The 26616-nt window shown below is 63.6% G+C and carries 23 protein-coding genes; 6 read left to right on the top strand and 17 right to left on the bottom strand.

Annotated features, from left to right (window positions below; genetic code table 11):
• Nucleotides 1-125: 125 nt before the first annotated feature.
• From U4Y90_RS29500 to acnA, 3 genes are read left to right on the top strand one after another with little or no spacing between them, the layout of a single operon-like run.
• On the top strand, nt 126-644 hold the full coding sequence (locus U4Y90_RS29500) for a hypothetical protein (RefSeq protein WP_321799934.1): 519 nt from the start codon (nt 126-128) through the stop codon (nt 642-644).
• 32 nt (nt 645-676) lie between these two features.
• Entirely contained in the window at nt 677-2128 is a 1452-nt protein-coding gene (locus tag U4Y90_RS29495) for a bifunctional 2-methylcitrate dehydratase/aconitate hydratase (RefSeq protein ID WP_321799933.1), read from the top strand.
• 39 nt (nt 2129-2167) lie between these two features.
• Entirely contained in the window at nt 2168-4885 is a 2718-nt protein-coding gene (gene acnA, locus U4Y90_RS29490; protein ID WP_321799932.1) for an aconitate hydratase AcnA, read from the top strand.
• Nucleotides 4886-4970: 85 nt separating this feature from the next.
• Here acnA and U4Y90_RS29485 read toward each other — a convergent pair whose 3' ends face one another.
• Nucleotides 4971-5297 (bottom strand): DUF2917 domain-containing protein, encoded by a 327-nt coding sequence (locus U4Y90_RS29485; RefSeq protein WP_321799930.1) that lies wholly within the window; start codon nt 5295-5297, stop codon nt 4971-4973.
• Nucleotides 5298-5598: 301 nt separating this feature from the next.
• On the opposite strand from U4Y90_RS29485, the gene U4Y90_RS29480 reads away from it, so the two are divergent.
• The gene (locus tag U4Y90_RS29480; RefSeq protein WP_321799928.1) at nt 5599-7023 is read left to right on the top strand and encodes a PLP-dependent aminotransferase family protein; all 1425 of its coding nucleotides are present in this window, start codon (nt 5599-5601) and stop codon (nt 7021-7023) included.
• Here U4Y90_RS29480 and U4Y90_RS29475 read toward each other — a convergent pair.
• The 6 genes from U4Y90_RS29475 to U4Y90_RS29450 all read right to left on the bottom strand — a co-directional run bounded on the left by U4Y90_RS29475 (nt 7020) and on the right by U4Y90_RS29450 (nt 12103).
• Nucleotides 7020-7850, bottom strand: a complete 831-nt coding sequence (locus U4Y90_RS29475; RefSeq protein ID WP_321799926.1) for an NAD(P)-dependent oxidoreductase — start codon at nt 7848-7850, stop codon at nt 7020-7022. The two genes, U4Y90_RS29480 and U4Y90_RS29475, sit on opposite strands and share 4 nt — an antisense overlap.
• Before the next feature lie 64 nt (nt 7851-7914).
• Nucleotides 7915-8145: a hypothetical protein gene (locus U4Y90_RS29470; RefSeq protein WP_321799925.1), complete on the bottom strand. Its 231-nt coding sequence runs from the start codon at nt 8143-8145 to the stop codon at nt 7915-7917.
• A 230-nt stretch (nt 8146-8375) separates the two neighbouring features.
• Complete coding sequence (locus tag U4Y90_RS29465) at nt 8376-9827, bottom strand: NAD-dependent succinate-semialdehyde dehydrogenase (protein ID WP_321799924.1); 1452 nt, start codon at nt 9825-9827, stop codon at nt 8376-8378.
• A gap of 241 nt (nt 9828-10068) precedes the next feature.
• Nucleotides 10069-10680, bottom strand: a complete 612-nt coding sequence (locus U4Y90_RS29460) for a hypothetical protein (RefSeq protein ID WP_321799923.1) — start codon at nt 10678-10680, stop codon at nt 10069-10071.
• A 31-nt stretch (nt 10681-10711) separates the two neighbouring features.
• On the bottom strand, nt 10712-11485 hold the full coding sequence (locus U4Y90_RS29455; RefSeq protein ID WP_321799922.1) for a molybdopterin-dependent oxidoreductase: 774 nt from the start codon (nt 11483-11485) through the stop codon (nt 10712-10714).
• 3 nt (nt 11486-11488) lie between these two features.
• Nucleotides 11489-12103: a cytochrome b/b6 domain-containing protein gene (locus U4Y90_RS29450; protein ID WP_321799920.1), complete on the bottom strand. Its 615-nt coding sequence runs from the start codon at nt 12101-12103 to the stop codon at nt 11489-11491.
• Nucleotides 12104-12230: 127 nt separating this feature from the next.
• On the opposite strand from U4Y90_RS29450, the gene U4Y90_RS29445 reads away from it, so the two are divergent.
• Both U4Y90_RS29445 and U4Y90_RS29440 read left to right on the top strand, forming a co-directional pair.
• Complete coding sequence (locus U4Y90_RS29445) at nt 12231-12902, top strand: heavy metal response regulator transcription factor (RefSeq protein WP_321799919.1); 672 nt, start codon at nt 12231-12233, stop codon at nt 12900-12902.
• Nucleotides 12899-14332 carry a heavy metal sensor histidine kinase gene (locus U4Y90_RS29440; RefSeq protein WP_321799917.1) on the top strand — a complete coding sequence of 478 codons (1434 nt, stop codon included), beginning with the start codon at nt 12899-12901 and terminating at the stop codon, nt 14330-14332. Before U4Y90_RS29445 ends, U4Y90_RS29440 begins: the two co-directional genes overlap by 4 nt.
• Here U4Y90_RS29440 and U4Y90_RS29435 read toward each other — a convergent pair.
• The 10 genes from U4Y90_RS29435 to denD form a co-directional block, all read right to left on the bottom strand.
• Nucleotides 14271-15209, bottom strand: coding sequence for a LysR substrate-binding domain-containing protein (locus tag U4Y90_RS29435; RefSeq protein WP_321799915.1), 939 nt, complete (start codon nt 15207-15209; stop codon nt 14271-14273). The genes U4Y90_RS29440 and U4Y90_RS29435 overlap by 62 nt on opposite strands.
• Before the next feature lie 82 nt (nt 15210-15291).
• Nucleotides 15292-16554: a cytosine permease gene (locus tag U4Y90_RS29430; protein WP_321799914.1), complete on the bottom strand. Its 1263-nt coding sequence runs from the start codon at nt 16552-16554 to the stop codon at nt 15292-15294.
• 31 nt (nt 16555-16585) lie between these two features.
• Entirely contained in the window at nt 16586-16978 is a 393-nt protein-coding gene (locus U4Y90_RS29425; protein WP_321799913.1) for a glutamyl-tRNA amidotransferase, read from the bottom strand.
• Nucleotides 16979-17018: 40 nt separating this feature from the next.
• Nucleotides 17019-17981: a carbamate kinase gene (gene arcC, locus U4Y90_RS29420; protein WP_321799912.1), complete on the bottom strand. Its 963-nt coding sequence runs from the start codon at nt 17979-17981 to the stop codon at nt 17019-17021.
• Nucleotides 17978-19405, bottom strand: coding sequence for a DUF1116 domain-containing protein (locus tag U4Y90_RS29415; RefSeq protein WP_321799911.1), 1428 nt, complete (start codon nt 19403-19405; stop codon nt 17978-17980). The genes arcC and U4Y90_RS29415 overlap by 4 nt, the downstream gene beginning before the upstream one ends.
• 15 nt (nt 19406-19420) lie before the next feature.
• A complete protein-coding gene (gene fdrA / locus U4Y90_RS29410) occupies nt 19421-20983 on the bottom strand; it encodes an acyl-CoA synthetase FdrA (protein WP_321799909.1) in 1563 nt (520 codons plus the stop codon).
• Nucleotides 20984-21408: 425 nt separating this feature from the next.
• Nucleotides 21409-22077 carry a cysteine hydrolase gene (locus U4Y90_RS29405; protein WP_321799908.1) on the bottom strand — a complete coding sequence of 223 codons (669 nt, stop codon included), beginning with the start codon at nt 22075-22077 and terminating at the stop codon, nt 21409-21411.
• A gap of 378 nt (nt 22078-22455) precedes the next feature.
• Nucleotides 22456-24222 carry an FAD-dependent oxidoreductase gene (locus U4Y90_RS29400; RefSeq protein ID WP_415749426.1) on the bottom strand — a complete coding sequence of 589 codons (1767 nt, stop codon included), beginning with the start codon at nt 24220-24222 and terminating at the stop codon, nt 22456-22458.
• A gap of 32 nt (nt 24223-24254) precedes the next feature.
• Complete coding sequence (locus tag U4Y90_RS29395; protein ID WP_415749425.1) at nt 24255-25349, bottom strand: DedA family protein/thiosulfate sulfurtransferase GlpE; 1095 nt, start codon at nt 25347-25349, stop codon at nt 24255-24257.
• Between the two features lie 278 nt (nt 25350-25627).
• Complete coding sequence (gene denD, locus U4Y90_RS29390) at nt 25628-26608, bottom strand: D-erythronate dehydrogenase (RefSeq protein ID WP_321799904.1); 981 nt, start codon at nt 26606-26608, stop codon at nt 25628-25630.
• Nucleotides 26609-26616 lie beyond the last annotated feature (8 nt).

The following is a 26616-nucleotide window of genomic DNA, read 5'->3' as shown; positions in this document are numbered from 1 at the left end:
GAATTTGAAGTTCGTCCCGATAAATAAGCGAAAATAGTGGGCTGCGTGATCGGATTTCAGTGAACGAGATCCACCCCGCGCGGCAAACCGCCATCCAATCCCAATGTTTTTGAAAGGTTTTTTCGATGAATAAACTTCTGATCGCTGCAATCGCCGGCACGCTGGCCACGACGAGCGTCCTCGTCAGCGCCGACGCCTTCGCTGCGACGACGACCGATGCGAGCAAGACCAAGGCCACGTCCACGGCCAAGCGACCCGCTCCGGCTCGCCGCCTGATCAAGCGCAGCCCCAAGGCCGAAGCGGCTGCGGCGGCTAAGACTGATCCGATTCCAGAAGGTGCAGTGAAGTGGGCCTGTAAGGACGGTAACGCTTTCTATCTGAAAGGCGACATGAAGCGCGACGCCATCATCACCGTGAACTGGGCCAAGAAGGACTACAAGCTGCCGCGCCAGGACACGACGACCGGTGCGGACCGCTTCCACGATCCGGCCTCGGGCATGGATCTCGTCGTCATTCCGTCGAAGGCGATGCTGTTCTCGGACAAGGACTCGTCGCGCCTCGCCGATGAGTGCATGACGCCCGAAATGGCTGCGGGCGGCGCAGCGCCGACCCAATCGAACGCGCTGATCAAGAACGCGGAGTAAATTAGCTCAGCACTTAAATCAGGAATCGCTCGATGTCCGCACCGATCTCCAATGTCCGGCCCGATCCGGACAAGGTACTCGTCGAAATAGTCGACTACGTGCTCGGCTACAGCGTCGACAGCAAGCTTGCGCTCGAAACGGCGCGCAACTGTCTGATCGACACGCTCGGCTGCGGACTCGAAGCCCTCTCATACCCCGCCTGCACCAAGCTGCTGGGACCGATCGTGCCGGGCACGATCGTCCCCAACGGCGCGAAGGTGCCCGGCACCCGGTTTCAGCTCGACCCGGTTCAGGCCGCGTTCAACATCGGCGCGATGATCCGCTGGCTCGACTTCAACGACACCTGGCTCGCCGCCGAATGGGGCCATCCGTCGGACAACCTCGGCGGGATTCTTGCAACGGCCGACTGGCTTTCGCGCGATGCGATCGCGTCGGGCAAGCAACCGCTGAACATGAAAGACGTCTTGATCGCCATGGTCAAGGCGCACGAAATTCAAGGCTGCATCGCGATCGAGAACTCGTTCAACAAGGTCGGTCTCGATCACGTGCTGCTCGTAAAACTGGCTTCCACCGCGGTCGTCGGGCAAATGATCGGCCTCACGCGCGACGAGCTGATCAATGCGGTATCACTGGCTTTCGTCGACGGTCATGCGCTGCGCACGTATCGTCACGCCCCGAACACGGGTTCGCGCAAATCGTGGGCGGCCGGCGATGCGACCTCGCGCGCCGTACGTCTCGCGCTGATCGCGAAGACGGGCGAGATGGGCTATCCGTCGGTATTGACCGCCACGACCTGGGGCTTCTACGACGTGCTCTTCAAGGGCAACGCGTTCAGGTTTCAGCGCCCGTATGGCACGTACGTGATGGAAAACGTGCTGTTCAAGATCTCGTTCCCCGCGGAATTCCATGCGCAAACCGCGGTCGAAGCGGCCATGACGCTGCACGACACGCTGAAGCACGCCGGCAAGTCCGTCGATGACATCCGCAAGATCACGATCCGCACGCACGAAGCGGCGATTCGCATCATCGACAAGAAGGGGCCGCTCAATAATCCCGCGGACCGCGATCATTGCATTCAGTACATGATCGCCGTGCCGCTGATTTACGGCCGTCTCACCGCGGCGGATTATGAAGATTCCATCGCGCAGGACCCGCGCATCGACTTGCTGCGCGCGAAAATGACCTGCGTGGAAGACCCGCAATACACGAAGGATTATCACGATCCGGACAAGCGCTCGATCGCGAATGCATTGACCGTCGAATTCGAAGACGGATCGAAGCTCGACGAAATCGCGGTCGACTATCCGATCGGTCACAAGCGTCGGCGCGCGGACGGCATTCCTCTGCTCGTCGAGAAGTTCAGGACGAATCTGGCACGCCGGTTCCCGCAGAAGCAGCAGCAGGCTATTCTCGCGGTATCGCTCGATCAGGCAAAGCTCGAAGCGATGCCGGTCAATGAATACGTCGATCTGTACGTGATTTAAGCAGAGCAATTTCCTCGTCTTAGTCCAAGGAAAATAACCATGGCCCACAATCTCCACAACACGCTCAAGGAATTCGACAGCGGTTCCGGCAAAGGCAAGTTCTACTCGCTGCCGCAACTCGGCGACGCGTTGAAGGTCAAGATCCAGCGCCTGCCGGTCTCGATTCGTCTGGTGCTGGAATCGGTGCTGCGCAACTACGACGGAAAGAAGATTTCCGAGGAGCACATCGAGCAACTCGCGAACTGGAAGCCGAATGCCGCTCGCGTCGATGAAATTCCGTTCGTCGTCGCTCGTGTCGTGCTGCAGGATTTCACGGGTGTGCCGCTGCTTGCCGACATCGCGGCGATGCGTGGCGTCGCGAAGCGCGCGGGCAAGGATCCGAAGGCGATCGAGCCGCTCGTGCCGGTCGACCTGGTCGTCGATCATTCGGTGCAGATCGACCACTTCCGCGAGCCGAACGCGCTCGACCTGAACATGAAGCTGGAATTCCAGCGCAACAACGAGCGCTACCAGTTCATGAAGTGGGGCATGCAGGCGTTCGACACGTTCAAGGTCGTGCCGCCGGGCATCGGCATCGTGCACCAGGTGAATCTGGAATACCTCGCGCGCGGCGTGCACAAGAAGACCGAAGGCAAGGACACGGTCTACTACCCGGACACGCTCGTCGGCACGGACTCGCACACGACGATGATCAACGGCATCGGCGTGGTGGGCTGGGGCGTCGGCGGCATCGAGGCGGAAGCGGGCATGCTCGGCCAGCCGGTGTACTTCCTGACGCCGGACGTCGTCGGCGTCGAGCTGAAGGGCAAGCTGCGCGAAGGCTGCACGGCGACCGACCTCGTGCTGACCATCACCGAAATGCTGCGCAAGGAGAAGGTCGTCGGCAAGTTCGTCGAGTTCTTCGGCGAAGGCACGGCGTCGATCGGCGTGCCGGACCGCGCGACCATCGGCAACATGGCGCCCGAGTACGGCGCGACCATGGGCTTTTTCCCGGTCGATGAAAAGACCATCGACTACTTCAAGGGCACGGGCCGCACCGACGCCGAAATCGCCGCGTTCGAGCAGTATTTCAAGGCGCAAAAGCTGTGGGGCGTGCCGAAGGCCGGCGAGATCGACTACACCAAGACGCTCACGCTGGATCTGGGCACGGTCGCGCCCTCGCTCGCGGGCCCGAAGCGTCCGCAGGACCGCATCGAAATCGGCAACGTGAAGAGCACGTTCGTCGACCTGTTCTCGAAGCCGGTCGGCGAAAACGGCTTCAACAAGAAGGCCGCCGAGCTCGAAACGAACTACACGACGGCCGATGGCGTGAACCTGAAAAACGGCGATGTGCTGATCGCCGCGATCACGTCCTGCACGAACACGTCGAACCCGAGCGTGCTGCTCGCCGCCGGCCTGCTCGCGAAGAAGGCGGTCGAAGCGGGTTTGACGGTTGCGCCGCACATCAAGACGTCGCTCGCGCCGGGATCGCGCATCGTCACCGAGTATCTGACGAAGACCGGTCTCCTGCCCTACCTCGACAAGCTCGGCTTCACGCTCGCCGCTTATGGCTGCACGACGTGTATCGGCAACGCGGGCGATCTGACGCCGGAACTGAACGACGCGATCACGAAGAACGACGTCGTCGCGGCAGCGGTGCTGTCGGGCAACCGCAACTTCGAGGCGCGCATTCACCCGAACATCCGCGCGAACTTCCTGGCATCGCCGCCGCTGGTCGTCGCCTACGCGATCGCGGGCAATATCACGCGCGATCTGATGACCGAGCCGGTGGGAAAAGGCACGGACGGCCACGACGTCTATCTCGGCGACATCTGGCCGACGAGCGACGAAGTCCACGCGCTGCTCAAGTTCGCGCTCGACGCGAAGGCGTTCCGCGAGAACTACGCGCATCTCACCAAGGACGGCGACCTGTGGAGCAAGATCGCGGGCGAAAGCGGTCAGGTCTATGACTGGCCGAAGTCGACCTACATCGCCGAGCCGCCGTTCTTCGGCAGCGATTTCTCGATGCAGCCGGCAGACTCGATTCCGGCGGTCAAGGACGCGCGCGCGCTCGGCATCTTCGGCGACTCGGTGACGACCGACCACATCAGCCCGGCGGGCTCGATCAAGGAAACGTCGCCGGCGGGCGTGTGGCTGAAGGCGAACGGCGTGCAGAAGGCCGACTTCAACAGCTACGGCTCGCGCCGCGGCAACCACGACGTGATGATGCGCGGCACCTTCGCGAACGTGCGCATAAAGAACCTGATGATCCCGGCGAAGGAAGACGGCACGCGCGTCGAAGGCGGCCTGACGATCCATCAGCCGAGCGGCGAACAACTGTCGATCTACGACGCCGCAATGAAGTACATCGACGCCGGTACGCCGACCATCGTGTTCGCGGGCGAAGAGTACGGCACCGGCTCGTCGCGCGACTGGGCGGCGAAGGGCACGCAACTGCTCGGCGTGAAGGCCGTGGTCGCGCGCAGCTTCGAGCGTATCCATCGCTCGAACCTCGTCGGCATGGGCGTGCTGCCGCTGCAGTTCAAGGGCTCGGACAGCGTGCAGTCGCTGAACATCACGGGTGAAGAGACCTATGACATCGAAGGTCTCGGCGACAACTTCAAGCCGCAGCAGGAAGTCACGCTCGTGATTCATCGCAAGGACGGCAAGGAAGATCGCGTGCAGGTGCTGCTGCGTATCGACACGCCGATCGAAGTCGACTACTACAAGCACGGCGGAATTCTGCCGTTCGTGCTGCGCTCGCTGCTCGCGGCGTAAGACGACTTCGGTAATTTTGCAGGTGACCGCGCTCGCGAGAGCGCGGGAACATTGGACCCGGCCACGGCCGGGTTTTTTTTCGCCCTTACGCCTTGAACGTCGCGATGCGCAGCGGCGCCGTGGCGCGGCGCGCGAACCATGCGCGCGCGATTTCGCCCAGTCTGCGTGCGCCGGCTCGCGACGAATCGGATGACAGCGAAAACCAGCTTGCGTCTGCCGTCGCGCTGACCCAGATCGTCGTGTAAGGCTTCAGTTCGACGGACGCGCCCGCGTCCAGCCAATAGTCGTCGGCCGCCCCTTCGACGGTCAGCCAGATCCGCCCGCGCGTCACGCGCAGGGTCTGGGGCCGATCGATCACCCAGCGCGTCGGCGCGTCGTGCCCATCGAGTTCGAATGTCCGGATTTCACGCATGATGCCGCTCCTTCAGATCGTCTAACTGGAAGGCCGCCCGATGCAAAGGCAAAAGCAGCCGTTGATCCTATTATTCGACCGTTTCCGAACAGCTTGAATGAACACTTGTGAACACTTCCACCGAAACTGTTAAGCTGAATCGACCGAACAGTTCATCCCGATCTGACACTTGAAAAACACTTCGTCTAGCCGTTCGGCCAGTCTTGACGCGGCTTTTCAGATGCGTTCGAATGACAAGACGACACTGGCGAACAGCGAAATCCAACTGTTCGCCGGAATTCACCGAACAGTTCCGAACATCATGAACGCACTTCCGCTCCATATCGACGGTGGCACCGGCGTGCCGCTGACCGAGCAGATCGTCAGTCAGATCGAGGCGATGATCCGCTCGCGTCGCGTGCTCGCGGGCGCGAAGCTGCCGTCGATTCGCCAGCTCGCCGCCGAGCAGCGCATCAGCCGCTTTCCGGTGATCGAAGCCTACGATCGCCTCGCCTCGCGCGGGCTGATTCAGCCGAAGCACGGTTCCGGCTTCTATGTGGCGAATCACGTCGATGAGCGCGACAGCAACGCCGGCAATTGCGACCCGCGCCTCGCGGAAGAGGAATCGAACCAGATCCTCCAGCAGTTCAACTACCCCGGCGAGACGCTGAAGCTGTCGAGCGGCTTCATCCCCGAGGCGTGGCGCGACGTCGATGGCCTCACGCAGGCGATCCGCCAGGCGTCGCGCGTCGACGTGTCGAGCGTGATCGATTACGCGATTCCACACGGCGACACCGATCTGCGCCAGCAAGTCGCAATGCGCATCAACGCGCTCGGCATCGACGCCGATCTGCCGAACGTGATGATCACGAACGGCGCGAGCCAGGCGCTCGATCTGGTGGTGCGCTACATGCTGAAGCCGGGCGATACGGTATTCGTCGAGGACCCCGGTTATTACAACCTCTTCGGGCTTCTGAAGCTGCAGGGCGTGCGGCTCGTCGGCGTGCCGCGGCTCGCGAACGGGCCCGATATTGACGTCGCGGAAGAATTGCTCAAGCATCATCAGCCGAAGCTCTTCTTCATCAATACCGTGTTCCAGAACCCGACCGCGACGAACGTCGCGCCGCAGGTCGCGTTCAGGCTGCTGCAACTCGCGACGCAACACGGCTTCGGCATCGTCGAAGACGATATCTACGCAGACTTCCAGGCCGTGCCGACGCAGCGGCTCGCGTCGCTCGATCAGCTCGATCGGGTGATTTACGTGGGCGGACTGTCGAAGACCTTGTCGTCGTCGCTGCGTATCGGCTATCTCGCGGCGAATCGCGAACTCGTGAAAAATCTCGTCGACGTCAAGGTGCTGACGAGCCTGGGCGGCACGCGCTTCGCGGAGAGCGTCGCGGCGAGCCTGCTGGAACGCGGCACGTATCGCAAGTATCTGGAACGCTTGCGCAAGCGCGTACGCGATTCGCTGTCGAGCGCGGTGCAGACACTCGAAAGCTATGGCTGGGACGTATTCGACGAACCGAGCGGCGGCAACTTCGTGTGGGCCAAGGTACCGGGCATCGACGATTCGTCCGTCCTCGTCGACGAAGCCGTGAAGTTCGGCGTGACGCTCGCGCCCGGCAACTACTATCGCCCGAGCGGCGAGCCGTGTCCGTGGGTGCGCATCAATTCGGCGTATGCGGGCGACCGGCGCGCGGCGCGCTTTTTCGAGTTCATGACGGAAGCCGCGGCCGCGCGCGCCTAGCGCCGTGCGTCGAAGAAGCGTTCGAGCGCGTCCGTCGCGGCCTTGTCGTCGGCAAGCCGCGCGTAAAGTCCTGCCGCGCCTTCATAGATGCGATGCTCGGCAAAATCATCGCCGATGAACTCCGCGATTTCTTCCATCTCCGCGACCCAGCGATACGCCTTCGGCGGCATGCGCGGCACATTGCTCGCGAGCCACGCGGTCAGCACGGGCTGACTCTCGGCGAGTTCGCTCAGCAGCGCGTCGCCCGCGCCGTTGCGCATCGCGGCGAGCGCCATGGCTGAGCCGAGCGCCGTTAGCCCCTTCGTGATGCCCGCATACGACATCTTGAGCGCCGACGCGGCGCCGAGCGGCCCATCCAGCACGCGCACGACGAGACCGTGACCGGCGAGCGGCAGCGCGTGCGCGGCATGCGGCCCCGACATGTAGAACTTCGGCGACGAAGGCTGCCCGATAATCGACGCATCGACGAACGGCGCGCCTGAGGACTCGAGTACGCGTCCGATCTCCCCGACGGTATCGGGATTGATCGCATTGCAGTCGATATAGAGCGGCAGCACGCTCGCGCGTTCGAGCACAGGCGCGAGGCGTCGCGCGGTATCGACGGCGACCGATGGCGGCACGATAGAAAGAATGAAGCCGCACGCCACGAGATTCTCGAGGCTTGCGTCTTCCATGCCGGCGTCGCGCGCCCGCGCCGCGCTGGCTGCGCTGCGGCCTTCGAGCGATGTCAGCACGCGCGCCCCGCCCTGCTTCAACGTGCGAGCGATGGCCGAGCCCATGCTGCCCGCGCCCAGAATCGCGATCGTCGATTGTTTCGATTGAGTCACTTGCCGGCTCCGTGTTTTCGCGAACGAAACACAGAATACGCTTGCGAGCGTCAACGCGCTCGGCCTATTCGCTGGCTTCGGCTTCGTTCGAGCGCAGCTTCCACAGCGCGTCGAGTCGTTTCAGCACGTCTTGTCCCTTTTGCGTGAGAAGCGGCATCGGCACGCCTGTCGGCAGCCGCGTGATCTCGACGAGCGCCTCCTGCCGCAAGCGCGCCGCAAGCTGACCGAAGACTTCGACCTGATGAGGCGAGCGCTGGACCAGCAACAGCGTGGAAATTTCGTGTGGACTCAGCATTCGATTCTCCATGCGTCGGATGATCAGAATCACATGCTAGACAGGCAAGCTGGCAATTCGGCTACGGCCATTTTTCCGCGTGTTACCGAGTTACATTCTTGAAACGGTCCCTATTACGCCCTGATTTCAAGCGTCTTTCGAACCATTTATTCGGTTTCCTTATTATTTATTGAAGCGGACAAACGGCCCTTAGAAGGGCCGCTTGCCGCACTAGCCTTCCGACTCGCGAATCAACGATGCTCGGTCACGAACTTCGTGACGAGATACGCTTCCATCGCCTCGCTGCCGCCCTCGGAACCGTAGCCCGAATCCTTCACGCCGCCGAACGGCGTCTCCGGCAAGGCGAGTCCGTGATGATTGATGGAGAGCATGCCGCTTTCGATATCGTCCGACACCGCCGCCGACGTCGCCGCCGAGCGCGTGTAAGCGTAAGCCGCGAGCCCGTAAGGCAGGCGATTCGCCTCCGCGATCACCTCGTCGTACGATTTGAACGACGCGATCGGCGCGATCGGGCCGAACGGCTCTTCGGTCATGATGCGCGCTGCGAGCGGCACATCGGTAAGCACGGTCGGTGCGAAGAAGTAGCCTTCGCGTCCGATGCGCTCGCCGCCCGTCAACACTTTCGCCCCATGCTCGCGCGCATCGGCGACGAGGCGTTCCATCGCTTCGAGACGGCGGCCGTTCGCGAGCGGACCCATCTGCACGCCATCGTCGAGGCCGTTGCCGACCTTCACGGCGTTCGCGGTGGCGACGAAGTGCTGCACGAACTCGTCGTATGCGGCTTCTTCGACGAGAAAGCGCGTCGGCGAAATGCACACCTGACCCGCATTGCGGAATTTCGCCGACGCGAGCATCTTCGCGGCGCGAGGAATGTCGGCGTCCTTGAACACGATGGCCGGCGCGTGGCCGCCCAGCTCCATCGTGACGCGCTTCATGTGCTCGCCCGCGAGCGACGCGAGCAGCTTGCCGACCGGCGTCGAACCGGTGAACGAAATCTTGCGGATCGCGGGATGCGCGATCAGATACTTCGAGACATCGGCGGGCACGCCGAAAACCAGATTCAGCACGCCGGCGGGCAAACCCGCATCGGCATAGGCCTGCACGAGCGCCGCGCAGCTCGCGGGCGTTTCTTCGGGGCCTTTCAGCACGACCGAGCAGCCCGACGCGAGCGCGGCCGAAACCTTGCGCACTGCCTGATTGATGGGGAAATTCCACGGTGTGAAGGCGGCGACCGGACCGACCGGCTCACGCGTGACGATCTGGCGCACTGCATCCGTGCGCGACGGAATCACACGGCCATACGTGCGGCGCCCTTCTTCCGCGAACCATTCGATGATGTCCGCGGCCGACAGCGTTTCGATGCGCGCCTCGCCGAACGGCTTGCCCTGTTCCATCGTCATGATGGCGGCGATCTGCTCCGCGCGTTCGCGGATATTCTGCGCCGCGCGGCGCATCAGCTTGCTGCGCTCGTAGGGCGAAACCTTGCGCCATTCCTTGAAACCGCGTGCGGCGGCCTCGGCTGCGAGCGAAAGCTCGGCTTCGCCCGCGAGCGCGAGACGGCCGATCTCGGCTTCGTTCGCCGGATTGATCACGGCGGTGTCGCGAGAGCCGTCGCGCCAGGCGCCGTCGATATAAAGCCGGGTATTCGGATAGGCGGGAAGGTCGGAACGAGTGATACTCATGCATGTCTCCTTACGAGGGGCGTGGCCTTACGTTACGTTGCGCACGGTCAACTGACGCAAACGGGCATGTTATCCCGAACGCGCACAATCTGCCGATACGCGATGTTCAATCGATACTCGCAGATCGAATGGCATGACATGATGGCAAGCCGTATGTTCGGGCACATCCGCAGGTCGCTGAAATGACGAAAGCCCGCGGTCGACGACCCGCGGGCGCGTGCATGGCTTCGCCGCGTTGCGCTTACATCGGCGGCGCGACGCCATCCTTCTCCACGACGATACGCTGCGCCGCGAAGTCCGACCCCGCCGGACTCGCGACGACGAACACCTTCTTGCCCGGCTTCAGGTCGTCATGCGTCGCGGGCGCGAAGGTCACGACGGGCACGTTTTCCGGCACCGTCACCGAGTTCGATCCGCCTTTGTACGACAGCTTCAGGTCGCGCCCGCTCGTGCCTTGCACGACCTGATCCACGTTCGCGTTGGTCATCGAGCTTGCCGGGCCGAGGTCCCACGCATAGTGGCCTTCGCCCGTGCCGCGCGCGGACTCCGGGAACACGAGCACTTCGGTCGCGGTGAGCTTGCCGTCCGTGCCAGTGGTCGCCGCCGTGCCGACGAACGAGCCCGGCTTGATGTCCTGCAGCTTGATGTTCCTCAACGCGGTGACGGGCGTGTCCGATTTGACCGCGATCTTCACGGTGTCGCCGCTGCGTCGATGGACGGTGAGCGTATCGCCCGACAGCGAAACGATATCGCCGCGAATGCGCGCGGGTTTGGCGGCGGGCGTCTGAGCCAGGGCCGCGGATGCGAGTACGAGCGTCATGACGCTCACGCCGAGTTTGATTCGAATCGACATGCAATCTCCTTCGAGTGATGAAAGCAAAGGCTCAGGACCCACCGAACCAGTTATAGCCCTGGTTCTCCCAATAGCCGCCGGGGTATTCGTTCGTCACGGTGATCGCGACGATGTGCTTCGGGTTCTTGTAGCCGAGCTTGGTCGGCATGCGCAGCTTCATCGGAAAGCCGTATTTCGGTGGCAGGATCTGGCCGTCATACGTGAGCGTGAGCAGCGTCTGTGCGTGCAGCGCGGTCGGCATGTCGATGCTCGTCGAGTAGTTGTCCGCGCAATGGAAGGCCACGTACTTCGCGCTCGTATCGGCGCCCGCGCGGGCGAGAAAATGCGCGAAGCGCACGCCGCCCCATTTGCCGATCGCGCTCCAGCCTTCGATGCAGATATGCCGTGTCACCTGGCTCTCCTGCGGCATCGCGTGCAACTCGTCGAGCGTCCAGACGCGCTTGCCCTTGACGAGTCCGCCGATCTCCAGCTTGTACGTCGACGGATCGACCTCGGGCACTTCATCGATGTCATAGAACGCGTTGAACGGAAACGGGCGCGTGATCATCGACTCGGGATACGTCGGCGCGAGCTTGTTCGGGTCGAACAGAAGCGCCTGCACATCGTCGTTGAAGAACGAGATGCGGCGCAACATGGCGTTGACCGATTTGTCGTCGGTGATGTTGCAGCCGGACAGCATCGCCAGGCCTCCGAGCGAAAGAATGCGCTTGCCGAATAAACGACGCGCAGGCGCCTTTAATTCCTTCGCCGCTTCCTTGATGATGAGATCGGCATCGGGTCTCGGTTTGAATAGCTTCAGCGACATGGCTCAACGACCTCGAATCATCAGCACGAGCGAGCGCGGCACGAGCGCGACCATCGCGACATGCACCACGAAGAACGCGGCCAGAAAGCTCATGCCGAAGAAATGCACGACGCGAGCGTTGTCGTAGCCGCCCATCAGCGTGCGAAACAACGGAAACTGCACCGACTTCCACACGGCGAGTCCCGACAGGATCACGATCACGATGTCCACGATCACCGCGAGATACGCGAGCTTCTGGACGGCGTTGTAATGCGTGAGATCGTCGTGCCCGAGCTTGCCGCGCAACGCGGCAAGAGCATCCGTGACGATGCTCCTGACGGAAAGCGGAAGCATGCGGCGGTGCAACCGGCCCGTCAGGAGATTCATCGCGACATACACGAAGAAGTTCGCGACCAGCAGCCACATCGCCGCGAAATGCCATTGCAGCGCGCCGCCGAGCCAGCCGCCCAGCGTGAGCGCGGACGAGAAAGTCAGGGACTTGAAAATCGGCGATGCGTTGTAGATCTGCCAGCCGCTCGTCACCATGATCAACACGGCGAGCGCGTTGAGCCAGTGCGTGATGCGCAGCCATAAAGGGTGTACTTGCACGTCGTCGAGCCTCGCGCTTCCGTTGAACATTTGCTCGGCATGGTAGCGACGCGCCGCTGATCGATCGATGACCTCTCGATGACTTTTTTGTCATCTTTGGCGAGGGACGCGCACGCTCTGGCTAGAATGTCGTCAATCCATCGAATGCAGCACCAGCATGACCATCCTCGTTATCGAAGACGATCGCAAGACCGGCGACTACCTGAAAAAAGGGCTCATCGAGTCCGGTTATCAGGTCGAGCTCGTGCGCAACGGCACGGACGGACTGCATCAGGCGCTCGCGAACCCCTACGAGCTGATCGTGCTCGACGTGATGCTGCCCGGCATCGACGGCTGGCAGGTGATGTCGGCGTTGCGCGCGAAGCGTGACCTGCCTGTCATTTTTCTCACCGCGCGCGATCACGTGACGGATCGCATTCACGGACTCGAACTCGGCGCGGACGATTATCTCGTCAAGCCGTTTTCCTTCACCGAACTCGTGCTGCGCATCCGCACGCTGCTGCGGCGCGGCGTGATGCGCGAATCGGACACGTTTCAGGTCGCGGACCTGCATGTCGACGTCCTGCGCCGCAAGGTGACGCGCAAGGGCATCGACATCGTGCTGACGAACAAGGAGTTCGCGCTTCTGCATCTCTTTTGCAAGCATCAGGGCGAGGCGCTGTCGCGCACGCTGATCGCGTCGGAAGTATGGGACATGAACTTCGACAGCGACACCAATGTCGTCGATGTCGCGGTGAAGCGGCTGCGCGCGAAGATCGACAACCCGTTCGATCTGAAGCTGATCCATACCGTGCGCAGCATCGGCTATTCGTTCGGGGAGAATCCTTGAACCGGGCTTCGCGTTCGCTGGCGGTACGTATTGCGCTTTCGTTCGCGGTGATCGTGTGCGTCGTGGTCGGCATGGTCGGCGCGTCGCTCTATCACGCGACGAATCGCGCGTTGTCCACGCGCGCGGACTATCAGTTGATAGGACGTGTCGAGCACTTCCGCTCGCTGCTGCACGATCTCTACACGATCAAGGAAATCGAAGCGCGCCCCAAGCTGTTCGAAACGATGCTCGGCGACCGTCAGGACGTCATTCTGTTTCGACGCGCCGGCGCCGCGCCGTTCATCAACGTCAATCCGGAACAGATGCCGCTACCGCCGCTGGAGATCGTGCCGGTCACGCGGCCCATCGGACTCGACGATCTCTACGAAGGCTCGCGTGCCGATGGCGTGCGCATGCGCTGGGTCGGCGCGCAGGCGCGCATCGGCGAGAACGGCGAAGTCGTGGAGATCATCGCGGCACACGTGATGACGCAGGAAGCGATCGTGCTGTCGGTGTATCTGCAACGCGTGTGGATCAACGTGATCGGCGCGGTGCTCGTCACGCTGGTGCTCGCTTACTGGGTCACGAGCCGCGGCCTCATGCCGCTCAGATCGATGGCCGACAAGGCCGCCGAAATCACGCCGAATCGATTGTCCGCGCGGCTCGATGTCGCGCAGGCGCCCGCCGAATTGCAGAGCCTCGCGGCATCGTTCAATGCGATGCTCGATCGATTGGAGCACGGCTACGAACGCCTGCTGCAATTCTCCGCCGACCTCGCGCATGAACTGCGCACGCCGATCGGCGTGTTGATCGGCGAAACGCAGGTCACGCTCGCGCACGAGCGCAGCGTCGCGGAGTATCGCAGCGTGCTCGAATCGAATCTCGAAGAACTGGAGCGGCTCGCGCGCATCGCGCAGAACATCCTGTTTCTGGCGCAGGCGGATCACGAGCGGCAACCCATCGAGCGCGAACGGCTCGATATTCGCGAGGAACTCGAGACCATCGGCGCTTACTTCGAAGGCATCGCCGATGAGCGCCGCATCACGTTCGATATCGACGCCGACGGCACGATGGCGGCGAACGCAATCATGTGCCGGAGGGCGATCGGCAATGTCGTCGTGAATGCGGTCCGCTATGCGACGGCGGGCACGGTGGTGCGACTCTCCGGACACGCGGATGAGCAAGGCGCGCGCATCGTCGTGGGCAATCGCGGCGCGCGCATCGAAGACGAAGAGCTCGCGAAGCTTTTCGACCGCTTCTATCGCGGCGATGCGGCGCGCAGCGAGTTCACCGAATCGAGCGGGCTCGGCCTGTCGATCGTTCACGCGATCATGCGTTTGCATGGCGGCAGCGCATCCGCCACCTGCACGCACGATGGATGGATCGAATTCACCTTGCGCTTTCCCGATGAGGCGCAGCCCGCTCGCGATCGCCGCACAACCACGCCCTGAATTCCGGCTGAAGCAGATAGTCGACGCACCATGCTCTCACCTTGCCGACACCGTCCGAACGATGCGCGAGGAAGAGGCGCGTCGCATGCTTCTGCTCCTGGATCGACTTACTGACGAGCTCTGCGTCGCCGAATGCCGCGCGGATGTGGGCAGGCACATAGCCGATCGCGACGTTGCGCGCGATGATTCTCACGGCCGTCGAGAAGTCCGGAACGAAGATCGGCTTCTGTCCTTCGAGAAGCCAAGCATGCATCGAATCGAGATCGATCGACGTGTCCTTGATGCATACCGCCGGGTACTTGCGCAGTTCCGCGCTTTGCAGGATATGTCGGGCGTCCGCGAGCGGATGACCCGTGCCCACGAGAAAGTCCCACGCGAGATTGCCGAGCGCAACGCTGGTGATGCCGTCTGTCTTCGGCACGAAGTGCGGCGCGCCGACGACGATATCCGCCTTGTTGGCGTAGAGCGCATCCCAGCATCCGTTGTAGACCTCCTGCCGGATCGTGACGCGCGTCGTCGGATACGCCTGCTCCAGATCGCACACAAACTGGATGAGCGCATCGCGCGGCACGATGTTGTTGACGGCTACCGTGAGCTCCGGCTCGATGCCGCCTTGAACGATGGCGAGATTGCATTTGAGCGCCTGCAGATCGTCGAGAATCGCCTTGCTGTGCGCGATGAAATACTCGCCGGCCTCGGTGAGCCGGATATAGCAGCCGCGGCGCTCGAACAGCTTCGCGCCGAACGACTCTTCGAGCTTTCTGACTGTGTAGCTGACCGCCGACGGCACCTTGTTCAAGCGTTCGGCAGCGGCCGTGATGCTTTGATGCTGCGCGACCAACCGGACTATCCGGATGCTTTCGTCCGAAGTGAACATCGAGCCTGATTCCACATGAATGTTTTTCTCCCGCACGAATCAGGCGCACGGCGACGCCGCGCGCCTCGCTCACGTCTTCGCGTCAATGGCCCGAGTGCTTGACCGTGCCGCTCGCCGGCGCGATCCGGCTCAGGATCATGTAGCCGATGCACGCAACGAGAATCGAATCGAGCGACGGTATCGACGTGACCGTGAACATGCCCTTCACCGTCGCGAAACCCGTCAGCGATCCGAGGATCCATGCAACGAACGTCATGAACTTGACCTGCGGCTCGCGAGCGAGCGCCGCGGCATCGTATCCGGCGCGTCGGTACATCACGAAATCCGCGATATAGATGCCCGCGACAGGCGGCGTCGCGATGCCGAGGAAAAGCAGGAACGGAATGAACCACGACATGATGTTCATGCTGCCGACGATCGCCGCCAGCACGCCCAGCGCAACCGTGATCTGCCACTTCGGAAAGCGCGTGAGCAGCGTCGATGTGACGAGCGTGCCCTGGAACATGTTTCCCGCATTGCCGGTGACGGTCGCGAAAATGAGCAGCAATGCCGCGGGCAAGGTCGCGCCGAACACGGCCATCGCGGTGAGCAGCGAGCTCTTGCCGGTCAGCACGCTTGGCGTCGCGCCGGCCCAGTAGAGCAGCGGATACGCGATCAGAAACGCGAGCAGCGCGCCGCCCACCGCATGCTTGCGGTCATGTGTGAAGCTGCCGAAGTCGGGCAAGGTCGCGACCAGCACGATGATCGTGCCGACGACCGTCGACACCGCCACGCCCATCGGCATGCCGGTCGTCATGTCGAAGCCCGGCGCCTGACCGGTGAGCGCGACGCGCACGATATAGCACAGCATCAGCGCGATGACCGGCACGGCGAACTGCGCGACCTTGCCGAGCACTTCGAAGCCGAACGCGGTGGACGCGACGAAGATCACGCAGCCGAGCGCGACGAGCAGCGGCACGGGCACATGCAGGCCATGTTGCGCAAGCAGATCGGCGACCGAATGGCCGAACATGTTCGCAGTGACGGCGATCCATCCGAACAGACTGATCGCCAGCAGCACGTTGATCGCGATCGCGCCCTTCTCGCCGAACGGATACTTCACGATGCCATACGTCGGCAGACGCGCCTTCTCGCCGACCGAAATCGTGACCGACGCGAGGATCGCGAGAATCAGGCTGCCGATGCCGACGACCTTGATGAGGTCGCCGTTCGACATCTGGTTGCCGAGACTCGACGAAGACAGCAACACCGGCGTGACGGCGATGCCGAGCAGAATCATCGCGATGCGGTAGCCCGGCGCGGTGCCGGACGCAGCGCTTGCCCGGCTCTCGTTTGAATTGCTCATGACAGTTCCTTTGACTGATGCCCGGACCGATTCAGGGCGAGTAGTAGTGACCGGTGTATTCGCGCCATCCGCCGGACGCGGTGATTTCCTTCTGTCCTTCGACGAGCCACGGTTCGGCGAGCACGCCGAGCACTTCGCTGCCGTCGGCGAGCACGACCTTGCCGATCGAAAGGCCCGCGGGTTCGCTCAACAGCAGCGCGCCGAGATTGGCCATCGGCAATTCCCAGACTTCGAGCGATACGGCCACGCCGCCGCTCTTCACGCGCAACATGCCGGGATGGCGATCGCCGATGCTCCAGATGCGATAGCACGCGTCCGTGCGGTCCTCGCGCACGAATTCACCTTGCGCGGCGATCATGTTGTGATTCAGCCCGAGACCGCGCATCAGCGTGCCGTTCACCGCGAGCAGGGTTTTATCGTTCATGTGAATCGTTCTCCTAAATTGTCTTTGGATTGTTGCGCGATCACGGCGTGATCCATGTTCCCGTGCGATGTTCGAGCGCCGGCTTGATCGCCGCCGGACTCGTGATGAGCCCTTCGCCCGTGTGCCCGTCCGGCCCTGTGTGCGATACGAAGCGCAGGATCGCCTCCACCTTCGGCAGCATGCTGCCCGCGCCGAACTGTCCTTGCGCGATGAGATCGCGCGCTTCGCTCACGCTCATCGTGTCGAGCCAGCGCTGCTGCGGCGTGCCGAAGTTCACCGCGACCTGCTCGACGCCGGTCGGAATGAGCAGGAGGTCCGCTTTCAGTTGCTGGGCCAGCAATGCCGACGCAAGATCCTTGTCGATCACCGCTTCGACGCCCGACAGCGTGCCATTCTTGCGCACCACCGGAATGCCGCCGCCGCCGCAGGCGATCACGATGCAGCCCTGCGCGAGCAAGTTCGCGATGACATCGCGCTCGATGATCTCGAGCGGCTCCGGCGACGGCACCGTGCGCCGCCAGCCCCGTCCCGCGTCTTCCATCAGGGTCCAGCCGAGCTCGTCCTCGCGCTTCCTCGCGGTCGCTTCGTCGAGAAACGCGCCGACCGGCTTGCTCGGATTGCCGAACGCGGGATCGTCGTCGCTGACGCGCGTCTGCGTCACCACGGCGACGACGCGCCGCGCGATCCCGCGCCGGCTCAGTTCGTTGGTGAGCGCCTTCTGGAACATGTAGCCGATCGCGCCTTGCGTATCGCCCACCGCATAGTCGAGCGGCACGGGCGCGACTTCCTGTGCGGCCAGTTCGGAGCGCCGCAGGATGAAGCCGACTTGCGGACCGTTGCCATGCGTGAGCACGACGTTCCATCCCGCCTCGATCATGTCCGCGATGTGCGTCGCGCTCTCGGTCACCGCTTCGTACTGGTCGGGAATGCTCAGATGACGATCGTCGCGAATGAGCGCATTGCCGCCCACGGCGACCACTGCCAGAGGTTTTCGATTTGTCATGATGCTTGTCCGCTGTGTTGTTTCACTGTTCCGGCCAGCGCGCGGATGGCTTCGACGAAGCACTCCATCGGCGCTGTCGTGATGCCCGCGCCGATCTGACCGACGCCCGCGTCCTTGTGCGCGATGCCCGTATTGATGACCGGCAGGATGCCGCGATCGGCCACCTTGCGCGCGTCGATGCCCGCGGCGGTCGGCGCGAAATTGAGCGCGGGCAGCGTGAACGCCGGATTGCCGCCGAGCGTGATGGCCTGCATGCGGCGGCTGTTCGCGGTCGCATCGGCGGGCGTGCCGCCGACGAACTTCACGATCGCCGGCGAGGACGCCATCGCGAAGCCGCCCACGCCGGCCGTCTCCGTGATCGCGCTGTCGCCGAGATCCGCGGCTGCATCGGCCACGCCATAGCCCGGGAAGAACAGGCCCTCGACAGGATTGGCCTTCGCCTGAAACCATTGATCGCCGGTGCCCGACACGCGGATACCGAAGTTCACGCCGTTGCGCGCCATCACCGTGACCATCGAGCTGAAGGGCACGCCGGCGGCGGCGTCCATCATGGCCTTGCACGCGGCCATCGAAATGTTGAGGAAGAAGTGATCGTTGGCGATGATCGCCGCGCTCACATCCCGGATCTGCGCGAGCGGCAACGGCGTGCCGAGCAGCGCCGGCACGATGCGCTTGATGAAGAGCCCGGTGGCCGCGCTGTTGCGGTTGTGGACTTCATCGCCCATGTGCAGCGCCTGCGCCATCAGCGGCTTCAGCTCGATCTCGCCGGAAACCGCGAGCGCCGCCTTCAGCGCGGGCGCGAGCGTCGACTTCATCCAGCGCAGGCGATCGAGCACTTCGGTACTGTTCGCGCCGAAGCGCAACACCTTGCCGAGGCCTTCGTTCAGGTTGCTGTATGTCCGATGCCCGCTGGTCTTGTTCTCGACGACGAAAAGCGGCATCGACGGGCTGATGATCCCGGCCATCGGACCGACCGCATGATGGTGATGGCACGGTTCCAGTTCGACCTTGCCGTCGAGAATCAGGCGCTCGGCCGCGCCGTGATCCGCCGCCCAGCCTTCGAGCATCACCGCGCCGATGATCGCGCCCTTCACCGGCCCGCACATGTTCGCCCACGCGATCGGCGGACCGGAGTGGAGAATCAGCTTGCGCGCGCTCATCGCGCTGATCGCATCGGACGCCGTGACGACATCGGCGAGCACGGGCTGCGCTTCGAGATAGCGCGCGAAGGCGGTTTCGTTGGCCTGCTCGACGAGCGGATGACGCATCAGCCAGGCGAGATCCAGTCCCGCGGCGACATCGCCGAGGGCGGGCGGCTGCCAGTTGACGTGACTGACCTCGCCGCCCGCGAGACGCAGATTGTCGGCGAAGCTCGCGAGCCCGCAGTTCACCACTTTCAGTGGCTGCCCAAACAATCGGTTCATTCTTTTGCTCCTTGTTTATGCGTGGCGTCGAGCCTGAAGGCTGGCGACGCGGCTCGCCCACAACGCGGCCTCGGCGTTGCAGCCGGCGACCATCACGCCGGCCTCGGAGAGCGCATCGATCTGTCGGCTTCTGACTTGCGGATCGGCCTGCGTGCCGCACACATGCGCGATGAGGAGCGGAAGATCGCGCCCCGGCGCCTGCGCGCGGACTTGCGCGAGCATCGAGATGAGGCCGTGCGCCGGTTCGTCCGCCGCGCCGTAGCCGAGCACGAGATCGAACAGGACGACGGCCGTCTCGGGGTCGAGCATCTCGGCCTGCACGCGCTCGTCGCGCAAGGTCGGATCGATCATCGGATGGGGACGGCCGCGCGTGAAATCGTCATCGCCCATGTCGACGATCGTGTGGCCCGTGCTCGTCCAGATATCCGCGAGCTTCGCGTTGCCTTTCACCGGCGTGTTCGAACTGGCGGCGAAGCCTTGCGCCTTGCACAGCAACTGGCTCTCGTAGCAGAACGTGCCGCCCGCGAATACGCCGCGAATGAACTTGCGGCGCGCACCGAGCGTTTCGCTTGCTTTGGCGAGCGCCGCCTCGTCTCGCGGGTCCACGCGCGCGATGCTCGCGGGCAGCGGCGCGCCGTTCAGCAACGCGACGGCGAATTGCGCGGCATCGGCGAGCGTGAACGCGGGCGTGATGCCCGGCACGCGCACGTCGTCTTCGGCGGCGCCCAGAAAATTCACGACGACGGGCTTGCCCGCCTTCTGCGCGCGCTCGAGAATGCGCTCCGCCACCGCGCGCGCCGGCGGCTTCGAGATGAGCACGATCACGCGCGTGTCCTGATCTTCCGCGAGCGCGTCGAGGCCGAATTGCATCGAGATGCCGCCGATGTCCTCGTGCAGATCGTGTCCGCCCGTGCCGAGCGCCTGCGAGATGCCCGCGCCGAGCTGGTCGATGCGGCAGGTGACTTCCTGCAGACCCGTGCCCGATGCGCCGACGACGCCGATGCCGCCGCGCCGCACCACGTTGGCGAAGCCGAGCGGCATGCCGTTGACGATGGCCGTGCCACAGTCCGGGCCCATCACGATGAGGCGCTTCTCGCGCGCGAGCGTCTTGATGGCCTTTTCCTGCTCCATACCGACGTTGTCGCTGAAAAGCATGACGTTCATGCCGAGTTGCAGCGCCTTGATGGCTTCGGCCGCCGCGTAATCGCCCGGCACCGAGATGAGCGCGAGGTTCGAAGCCGGCTCCTCTTCGCAGGCCATCGCGAGGCTGCTGGCCTTGAGCGCTTCGCTCGTCTGCGTGTCGGGGCTCGCCGCGCGCGCGCTCAGGCGCTCGTTCGCGAGCTTCAGCGCTTCCGCGCAGGCGGTGTCGTCGCCGCGCACGGCGATGACCAGATCGTTCGGGCTTGCCTTTACTTCGTCGCCGAGCCCGGCGTCCGCGAGCTGCGCAAGATTGGACGGCGTGCCCATGACGACGGACGCCTGTTCGACGCCGGGCAGCTTGCCGATTTGCGCCGAAATCTGCATCAGGGAAACCGAGTCCTGATACAGATTCTTGAATATTTCGATTTTGATGGCCATTGCGCCTCTCCATGCTTCAAATGTGATTCGACGCCTCGTCGGCGTCATTGCCGGCGCCTGAAAACGAAATCGCGATTACTGTCAGGCCGATGCGCCGAATAATCATTTCGCTTCGCGCATTCGAAACAATTCCTGCGATGCGCGCATGCCGTGCAAAATGCCGCCGGGACCATGCACGCCCAATGACGCGCGCGGGCGCATCACGGCATCGGCGGCTTTTTCGCTATCCGCTTTATCGTCCGCATTCGATGTCATCGCGATAATTCGATCGACCGGCACGGAGAAATGTCCGTCGAGCGTGCGTGACGAGATCGAGCGCGTGATTGAAACTGCCGCGCGCCGCGTACTTCCCGGCGCGCGATGAGCCCGGCTGCGTCAGATGGCCGATGCTCGGGCCCGCAGCACAATCGGGCTCATGCCCACGCTCAGCCGCGCAGCGCCTCGACGACCGCGCCGGCGTCGCTGACCCAGCCGAAAATCGCGCCTTGCGCCTTGATCATCTCCAGCGCGGACTTCTGGAACGCCGGGAAATACGAACCCACGCAGTCCTGCGGCACGATGCATTCGAAGCCGCGATCGTTGGCTTCGCGCACCGTCGTCGTCACGCACACTTCGGTCGTCACGCCGCACACGATCAGCGTGCGGATGCCGCGATTCTTCAGGATGAGATGCAGGTCGGTTTCATAGAATGCGCCCTTGCCCGGCTTGTCGATGACCGGCTCGCCCGCGACCGGATACAGTTCCGGAATCAGGTTGTGACCCTTCTCGCCGCGCACGAGGATCCGGCCCATCGGGCCGTCGGTGCCGATGAACGTCTTGCCGCCGCGCGTGAGCTTCGCCGGCGGGCAATCGGTCAGATCGGCGCGATGCCCCTCGCGGGTATGAATGACGAGCATGCCCGCTTCGCGCGCCGCCGCCAGCACGCGCTTGCATGGCTCGATCGCCGTGCGCACGAGCGATACGTCGTTGCCCAGCGCCTCGCCGAATCCGCCGGGCTCGACGAAGTCGCGTTGCATGTCGATCATGACGAGCGCAGTGCGCTGCGGCTCGAAAGCCAGATCGAAAGGTTCGGCACGAAAATGTTTTTGATTCACGGCATACTCCTCTTCTTCGTCAAATTAATCGAATCGATTCGCCATGCTAAATACGCGCGATCCCATGAGGAATTCGAAATAATCCAATTCCACCATTCAAACAATCATTGAATTTCCACTACCTGAAATCAGCCTGCGCCGGTATTCAACTGAGCTTCCAACCGATTATAGGCACGGGCAAGTCAAACACGACGAAATGATTGAATGCGGAGGGTCAAATTTCTTGAAGCTCAATAATGGCCGCCGAAAACACCAATACCGGCGCGGCTTTAAACACTATTTTGCAACTGAGGCGGAATGTCGCGCGAATCGCGAGACACCGGAAATAAAGACGGCCACTATCGAGTGGCCGCCTTCGTTCTCCGGCACATCGCGCATCTATCGCACCGGCACGCCCAACGCCTCGCGCTTCGCGAGCAACCCGTGAATCTGCGAGACGACCGCCGCGCCCTCGCCCACCGCCGCCGCGACGCGCTTGGTGGAACTCGAACGCACGTCGCCGATGGCGAACACGCCCGGCACGCTCGTTTCCAGCGCCATGACGCCCTCGGTGCGGCCTTCATGCGCCTCGGGCCCGGTCAGCACGAAGCCCTTGCCATCGACATTCACATTGCAGTTGCGCAGCCAGTCGGTATTCGGATCGGCGCCGGTGAAGAGAAACAGATGCCGTGAATCGATCTTGAGCGGCCCGTCGGGCGACTGGCAATTGACGGCGGTGAGCGCGCGGCCGTCGCCGTCGAGCGAGGTGATCTGCGTATGCGTGCGTACCGTGACGTTCGGCAACGAGCCGATGCGCTCGACCAGATAATGCGACATGCTCGCCGAGAGCCCCGCGCCGCGAATCAGCACGTGCACGTGCTTCGCATGCGTCGCGAGATACACGATTGCCTGCCCGGCGGAATTGCCGCCGCCCACGAGCACGACTTCCGAGTTCTTGCACAGCTTCGCCTCGACCGGCGAGGCCCAGTAATACGTGCCGTGCCCCTCGTAACGCTCGAGTCCGGCAATGCCCGGCCGCCGATACGCCGCGCCCGACGCGATCACGACCGTCTGCGACGTCACGCGCGTGCCGTTTTCGAGTTCGATCTGGATCGGACTGCAATCGCAATGCAGCGCCTTGATTTTGGTCGGAATCGCGATGTGCGCGCCGAATTTCTGCGCCTGCACGAACGCGCGACCGGCGAGCGCCTGACCGGAGATGCCGGTCGGAAAGCCGAGATAGTTTTCGATGCGCGAGCTCGCGCCCGCCTGCCCGCCCGGCGCGCGGCAATCGAACACGGCGACCGACAGGCCCTCGGACGCCGCGTACACCGCCGTCGCGAGACCGGCCGGTCCCGCGCCGACGATCGCGACATCGTAGACATGCGCCGGATCGAACTCGGGCAGCCAGCCGAGTTGCGTCGCGACCTGATTTTCGTCGGGGGCGCGCAGCACCGTGCCGTCCGGGCAGATCACGAGCGGGAAATCGGATGTCGATGCCGAAATGCGTTCGAGCAGCGAAATCGCATCGGGATCGGTGCAGGCGTCGATCACCGTGTGCGGATAACCATTGCGGCGCAAGAAGCCTTGCAGCGAAACGAGACGGCCATCGTCCGACTGGCCGAGCAGCACCGGCCCGCTGCCTTTTTCGATCAGCCCGACGCGCCGCAGAATCAGCGCGCGCATGATGCGCTCGCCCAGCTCCGCTTCGGCGACGAGCAATGCACGCAGACGCTCCGGCGGAATCACGATGCCGTCGACATCGTCGGCGGCGATGCCATCGACGAGACACGGCTTGCCCGAAAGCTGCGCCACTTCCGCGAGAAAATGCCCCGGCCCGTGCTCGACGACGAGATGCTCCTGCCCGAGCGCGTTGCGCCGCGTCACGCGAACGAGCCCTTTCAGGACGATGACCATGCCGCGCCCGGTCTCGCCCATGCGGAACATCCACTCGCCCCGACGCCAGTGGGCAGCCGTGCCGAAGCGGCTCATGCGCTCGATCTCGTTGTCCGTCAGGCGCGGAAACATCTGATGCGCACGCGTTTCCAGCGGGGAAAACGGCGCATTGTCGTCGCTCGTCACGGGCGCGGCGGCGGAGGTCGGCACCACGTTCGGATTCGGGTTCTCCAGCGGCTCGCGGGCGCTCCATGCGACGACATTCGGCATGCCTTGACCAGACTCGTTGAGCGGCGTTGTGCTCATGCGCGATCTCCGTGTGGAAAACCAGCTTCATGCAGGGATGCCGGACCCGCGGACGAAGCCGCCGCCGATTTCACGGGCCAGGGGCACATCGCCGCCATTTCCGCGACTTCCTCGGGCGAACTCGCCGCGAGCTCGCCGAATTCGGTCAGCGTCGTGACATGAAAACCGGCGAGCCGCCACGCGTCGAGTCCGCCGGTGAGCGGCACCACATCGCGAAAGCCCGCGTTGCGCATGGTCTTCGCCATCCATGCAGCCGACACTTCGTTCGGGCACGAGCAGTAGATGACGACCTTGCGCGACTTGTCGTAGTTCTCGATGATCTTCGCAAGATCGCGCTCGTCGGCGAAGAGCGACCCGGGAATCGCGGCCGGATCGAGCATGCGCTTTTCCGGCGAGCGGATATCGAAGATCACCGGAAGCGGCTCGTCGTTCATCAGCGCGTACAGCTCGTCCACGGTGATGCGCGCTTTCTCCAGCGTCGCCATGAGCGCGCGGCGGCGCCACCAGCGGTAGGTGACGTAGATCGCGAGCAGCACCGCGATGACGACCACCGCCTGCCGCCCGAGCTGCGAAATCATCGCGAAGACCATTTCGAGCTGCGCCGCGAAGATGACGCCGACCGTCAGCCCGACCGCGCTCCACAGTGCGATGCCCGCGCCGTCGTGCGCGACGAAGCTGCGCAGTTTCACGCCCATCGCGCCCGCGAGCGGCACGGAAACGAGCGAAAGGCCGGGGATGAACTTCGCGACGAGCAGAATGCGCACGCCCCAGCGTCCGAAAAAGCGCTCGGTCTTCTTCACGCAGGTATCGCGTGAAAGGGACAGCTTGCAGATGGTCTTGAGCGTCTTGTCGCCGTACCTGCGTCCGCCCTGGAACCAGACGAGATCGCCGAGCACGCCGCCCGCCACCGCGACGCACAGCACGCCCACGAGCGGCGGCCAGAACGCGCCGCCGTTGACGGCCATCAGCGCGATGGACGCGCCGACGATGATCATCGTCGGCATGGCGGGCACGGGCAGCCCGAGCGCCGAGCCCATCACGTTGACGAAAACGATCGCCGGGCCGAATCGATCGACTAGCTGATGCAACAACATGGGAATCTCCCGCGCGGGAAGGGATGGTCACGGGACGACGGACGCGCGCCGCGAAACCGGCGCTGCGAAGGCGCAAAAAGCACGAAAGCGAAGGAGATACGAGCTTGCGGCCGCTCGTGGTTCAACGCGGTGCACGCGGCGCCGGGCCGACGTTCGTCACATTTAAGAGATAAGTGTAGCCCGGAAATGCACATGTAAGCATGACAGGCTGGCGGGACGCGGGCATCGCGCGCGCGACGCCCGGTTGATGACACAGAGTGTGGGATTCAGCGGCGTCAGTCGGCGCGCGTTTCCTCGCGCGTTTCCTCGATATAGGCGCGGATCACGTCGGCGAAATTTTTGTCGCCCGAAAGCCCGAGCTGATCGGCGCGCGCCGTGTTCCACGCCCCCGGCCAGCTGCACACGATCTTTTCGATGCGCTCGTCGCGCTGCCAGTCGATGCGTTGCACGGCTTCCTCGCCCGCCACCTCGCGCAGCGCCGCGACCATCTCGTTCACGCTGACCGACAATCCCGGCAGATTGATCACCGGCCTCAATCCGAGCTTCTCGCGCTCGATCTCGCAGCCTGCGATCAGCGCTTCGACCGCGCTCTTCGGCGAAAGGAGCCACAGGCGCGTGTCGCCGTCGACGGGGCACGTCGAGCGCTCGCCGTTGAGCGGCTCCCGGATGATGCCGCTCGCGAACGACGAAGCCGCCGCGTTCGGCTTGCCCGGCCGCACGCTGATGGTCGGCAGGCGCAGCACGCGGCCATCGACGAAACCGCGCCGCGCGTAGTCCGATAGCAGCAGTTCGGCGATCGCCTTCTGCGTTCCGTAAGACGATTGCGGATTGAGGGCCGTGTCGTCCTGCACGACATCGGGCAGCGCGCCGCCGTACACCGCGACCGAGCTCGTGAACACGACGCGCGGCTTGTGGCCCGCCGCGCGGCACACTTCGAGCAGCGCGCGCGACGCATCGAGGTTGATCTTCATCCCGAGATCGAAGTCCGCCTCGGCCTGGCCGCTCACGATCGCCGCGAGATGGAAGATGGCTTCGGTCTGCGTGTCGATATGGCGTCGCAGCACGGCGGGATCGGAGATGTCGCCGGTTTCGGCGCGCACGCGCTCGTCGCTCAAAAGGCGTTCGTCGTGCGGACGCGCGACGTCGAGCAGCACCAGTTCAGTGACGGGCTTGCCGTTGAGTTCGTTGCGTTCGAGGAGACGCTTCGCGAGACGCTGACCGATGAAACCCGCGCCGCCGGTGATGAGAATCTTCATGGAGTCGC

This window comes from Caballeronia sp. J97 (assembly GCF_905220305.1).
Taxonomy (GTDB): Bacteria; Pseudomonadota; Gammaproteobacteria; order Burkholderiales; family Burkholderiaceae; genus Caballeronia.
Note: the sequence above shows the minus strand (reverse complement) of the source record. Positions and strands in the feature narration are given on the sequence as shown.

Coding starts and splice junctions, on each gene's coding strand:
- U4Y90_RS29435 (WP_321799915.1), bottom strand. CDS start 15,209: ATGTTCACTTCGGACGAAAGCATCCGGATAGTCCGGTTGGTCGCGCAG.
- U4Y90_RS29470 (WP_321799925.1), bottom strand. CDS start 8,145: ATGCTGAGTCCACACGAAATTTCCACGCTGTTGCTGGTCCAGCGCTCG.
- U4Y90_RS29460 (WP_321799923.1), bottom strand. CDS start 10,680: ATGTCGATTCGAATCAAACTCGGCGTGAGCGTCATGACGCTCGTACTC.
- denD (WP_321799904.1), bottom strand. CDS start 26,608: ATGAAGATTCTCATCACCGGCGGCGCGGGTTTCATCGGTCAGCGTCTC.
- acnA (WP_321799932.1), top strand. CDS start 2,168: ATGGCCCACAATCTCCACAACACGCTCAAGGAATTCGACAGCGGTTCC.
- U4Y90_RS29455 (WP_321799922.1), bottom strand. CDS start 11,485: ATGTCGCTGAAGCTATTCAAACCGAGACCCGATGCCGATCTCATCATC.
- U4Y90_RS29415 (WP_321799911.1), bottom strand. CDS start 19,405: ATGAACCGATTGTTTGGGCAGCCACTGAAAGTGGTGAACTGCGGGCTC.
- U4Y90_RS29485 (WP_321799930.1), bottom strand. CDS start 5,297: ATGCGTGAAATCCGGACATTCGAACTCGATGGGCACGACGCGCCGACG.
- U4Y90_RS29425 (WP_321799913.1), bottom strand. CDS start 16,978: ATGAACGATAAAACCCTGCTCGCGGTGAACGGCACGCTGATGCGCGGT.
- arcC (WP_321799912.1), bottom strand. CDS start 17,981: ATGACAAATCGAAAACCTCTGGCAGTGGTCGCCGTGGGCGGCAATGCG.
- U4Y90_RS29445 (WP_321799919.1), top strand. CDS start 12,231: ATGACCATCCTCGTTATCGAAGACGATCGCAAGACCGGCGACTACCTG.
- U4Y90_RS29400 (WP_415749426.1), bottom strand. CDS start 24,222: ATGCCGAATGTCGTCGCATGGAGCGCCCGCGAGCCGCTGGAGAACCCG.
- U4Y90_RS29480 (WP_321799928.1), top strand. CDS start 5,599: ATGAACGCACTTCCGCTCCATATCGACGGTGGCACCGGCGTGCCGCTG.
- U4Y90_RS29465 (WP_321799924.1), bottom strand. CDS start 9,827: ATGAGTATCACTCGTTCCGACCTTCCCGCCTATCCGAATACCCGGCTT.
- fdrA (WP_321799909.1), bottom strand. CDS start 20,983: ATGGCCATCAAAATCGAAATATTCAAGAATCTGTATCAGGACTCGGTT.
- U4Y90_RS29495 (WP_321799933.1), top strand. CDS start 677: ATGTCCGCACCGATCTCCAATGTCCGGCCCGATCCGGACAAGGTACTC.
- U4Y90_RS29450 (WP_321799920.1), bottom strand. CDS start 12,103: ATGTTCAACGGAAGCGCGAGGCTCGACGACGTGCAAGTACACCCTTTA.
- U4Y90_RS29500 (WP_321799934.1), top strand. CDS start 126: ATGAATAAACTTCTGATCGCTGCAATCGCCGGCACGCTGGCCACGACG.
- U4Y90_RS29430 (WP_321799914.1), bottom strand. CDS start 16,554: ATGAGCAATTCAAACGAGAGCCGGGCAAGCGCTGCGTCCGGCACCGCG.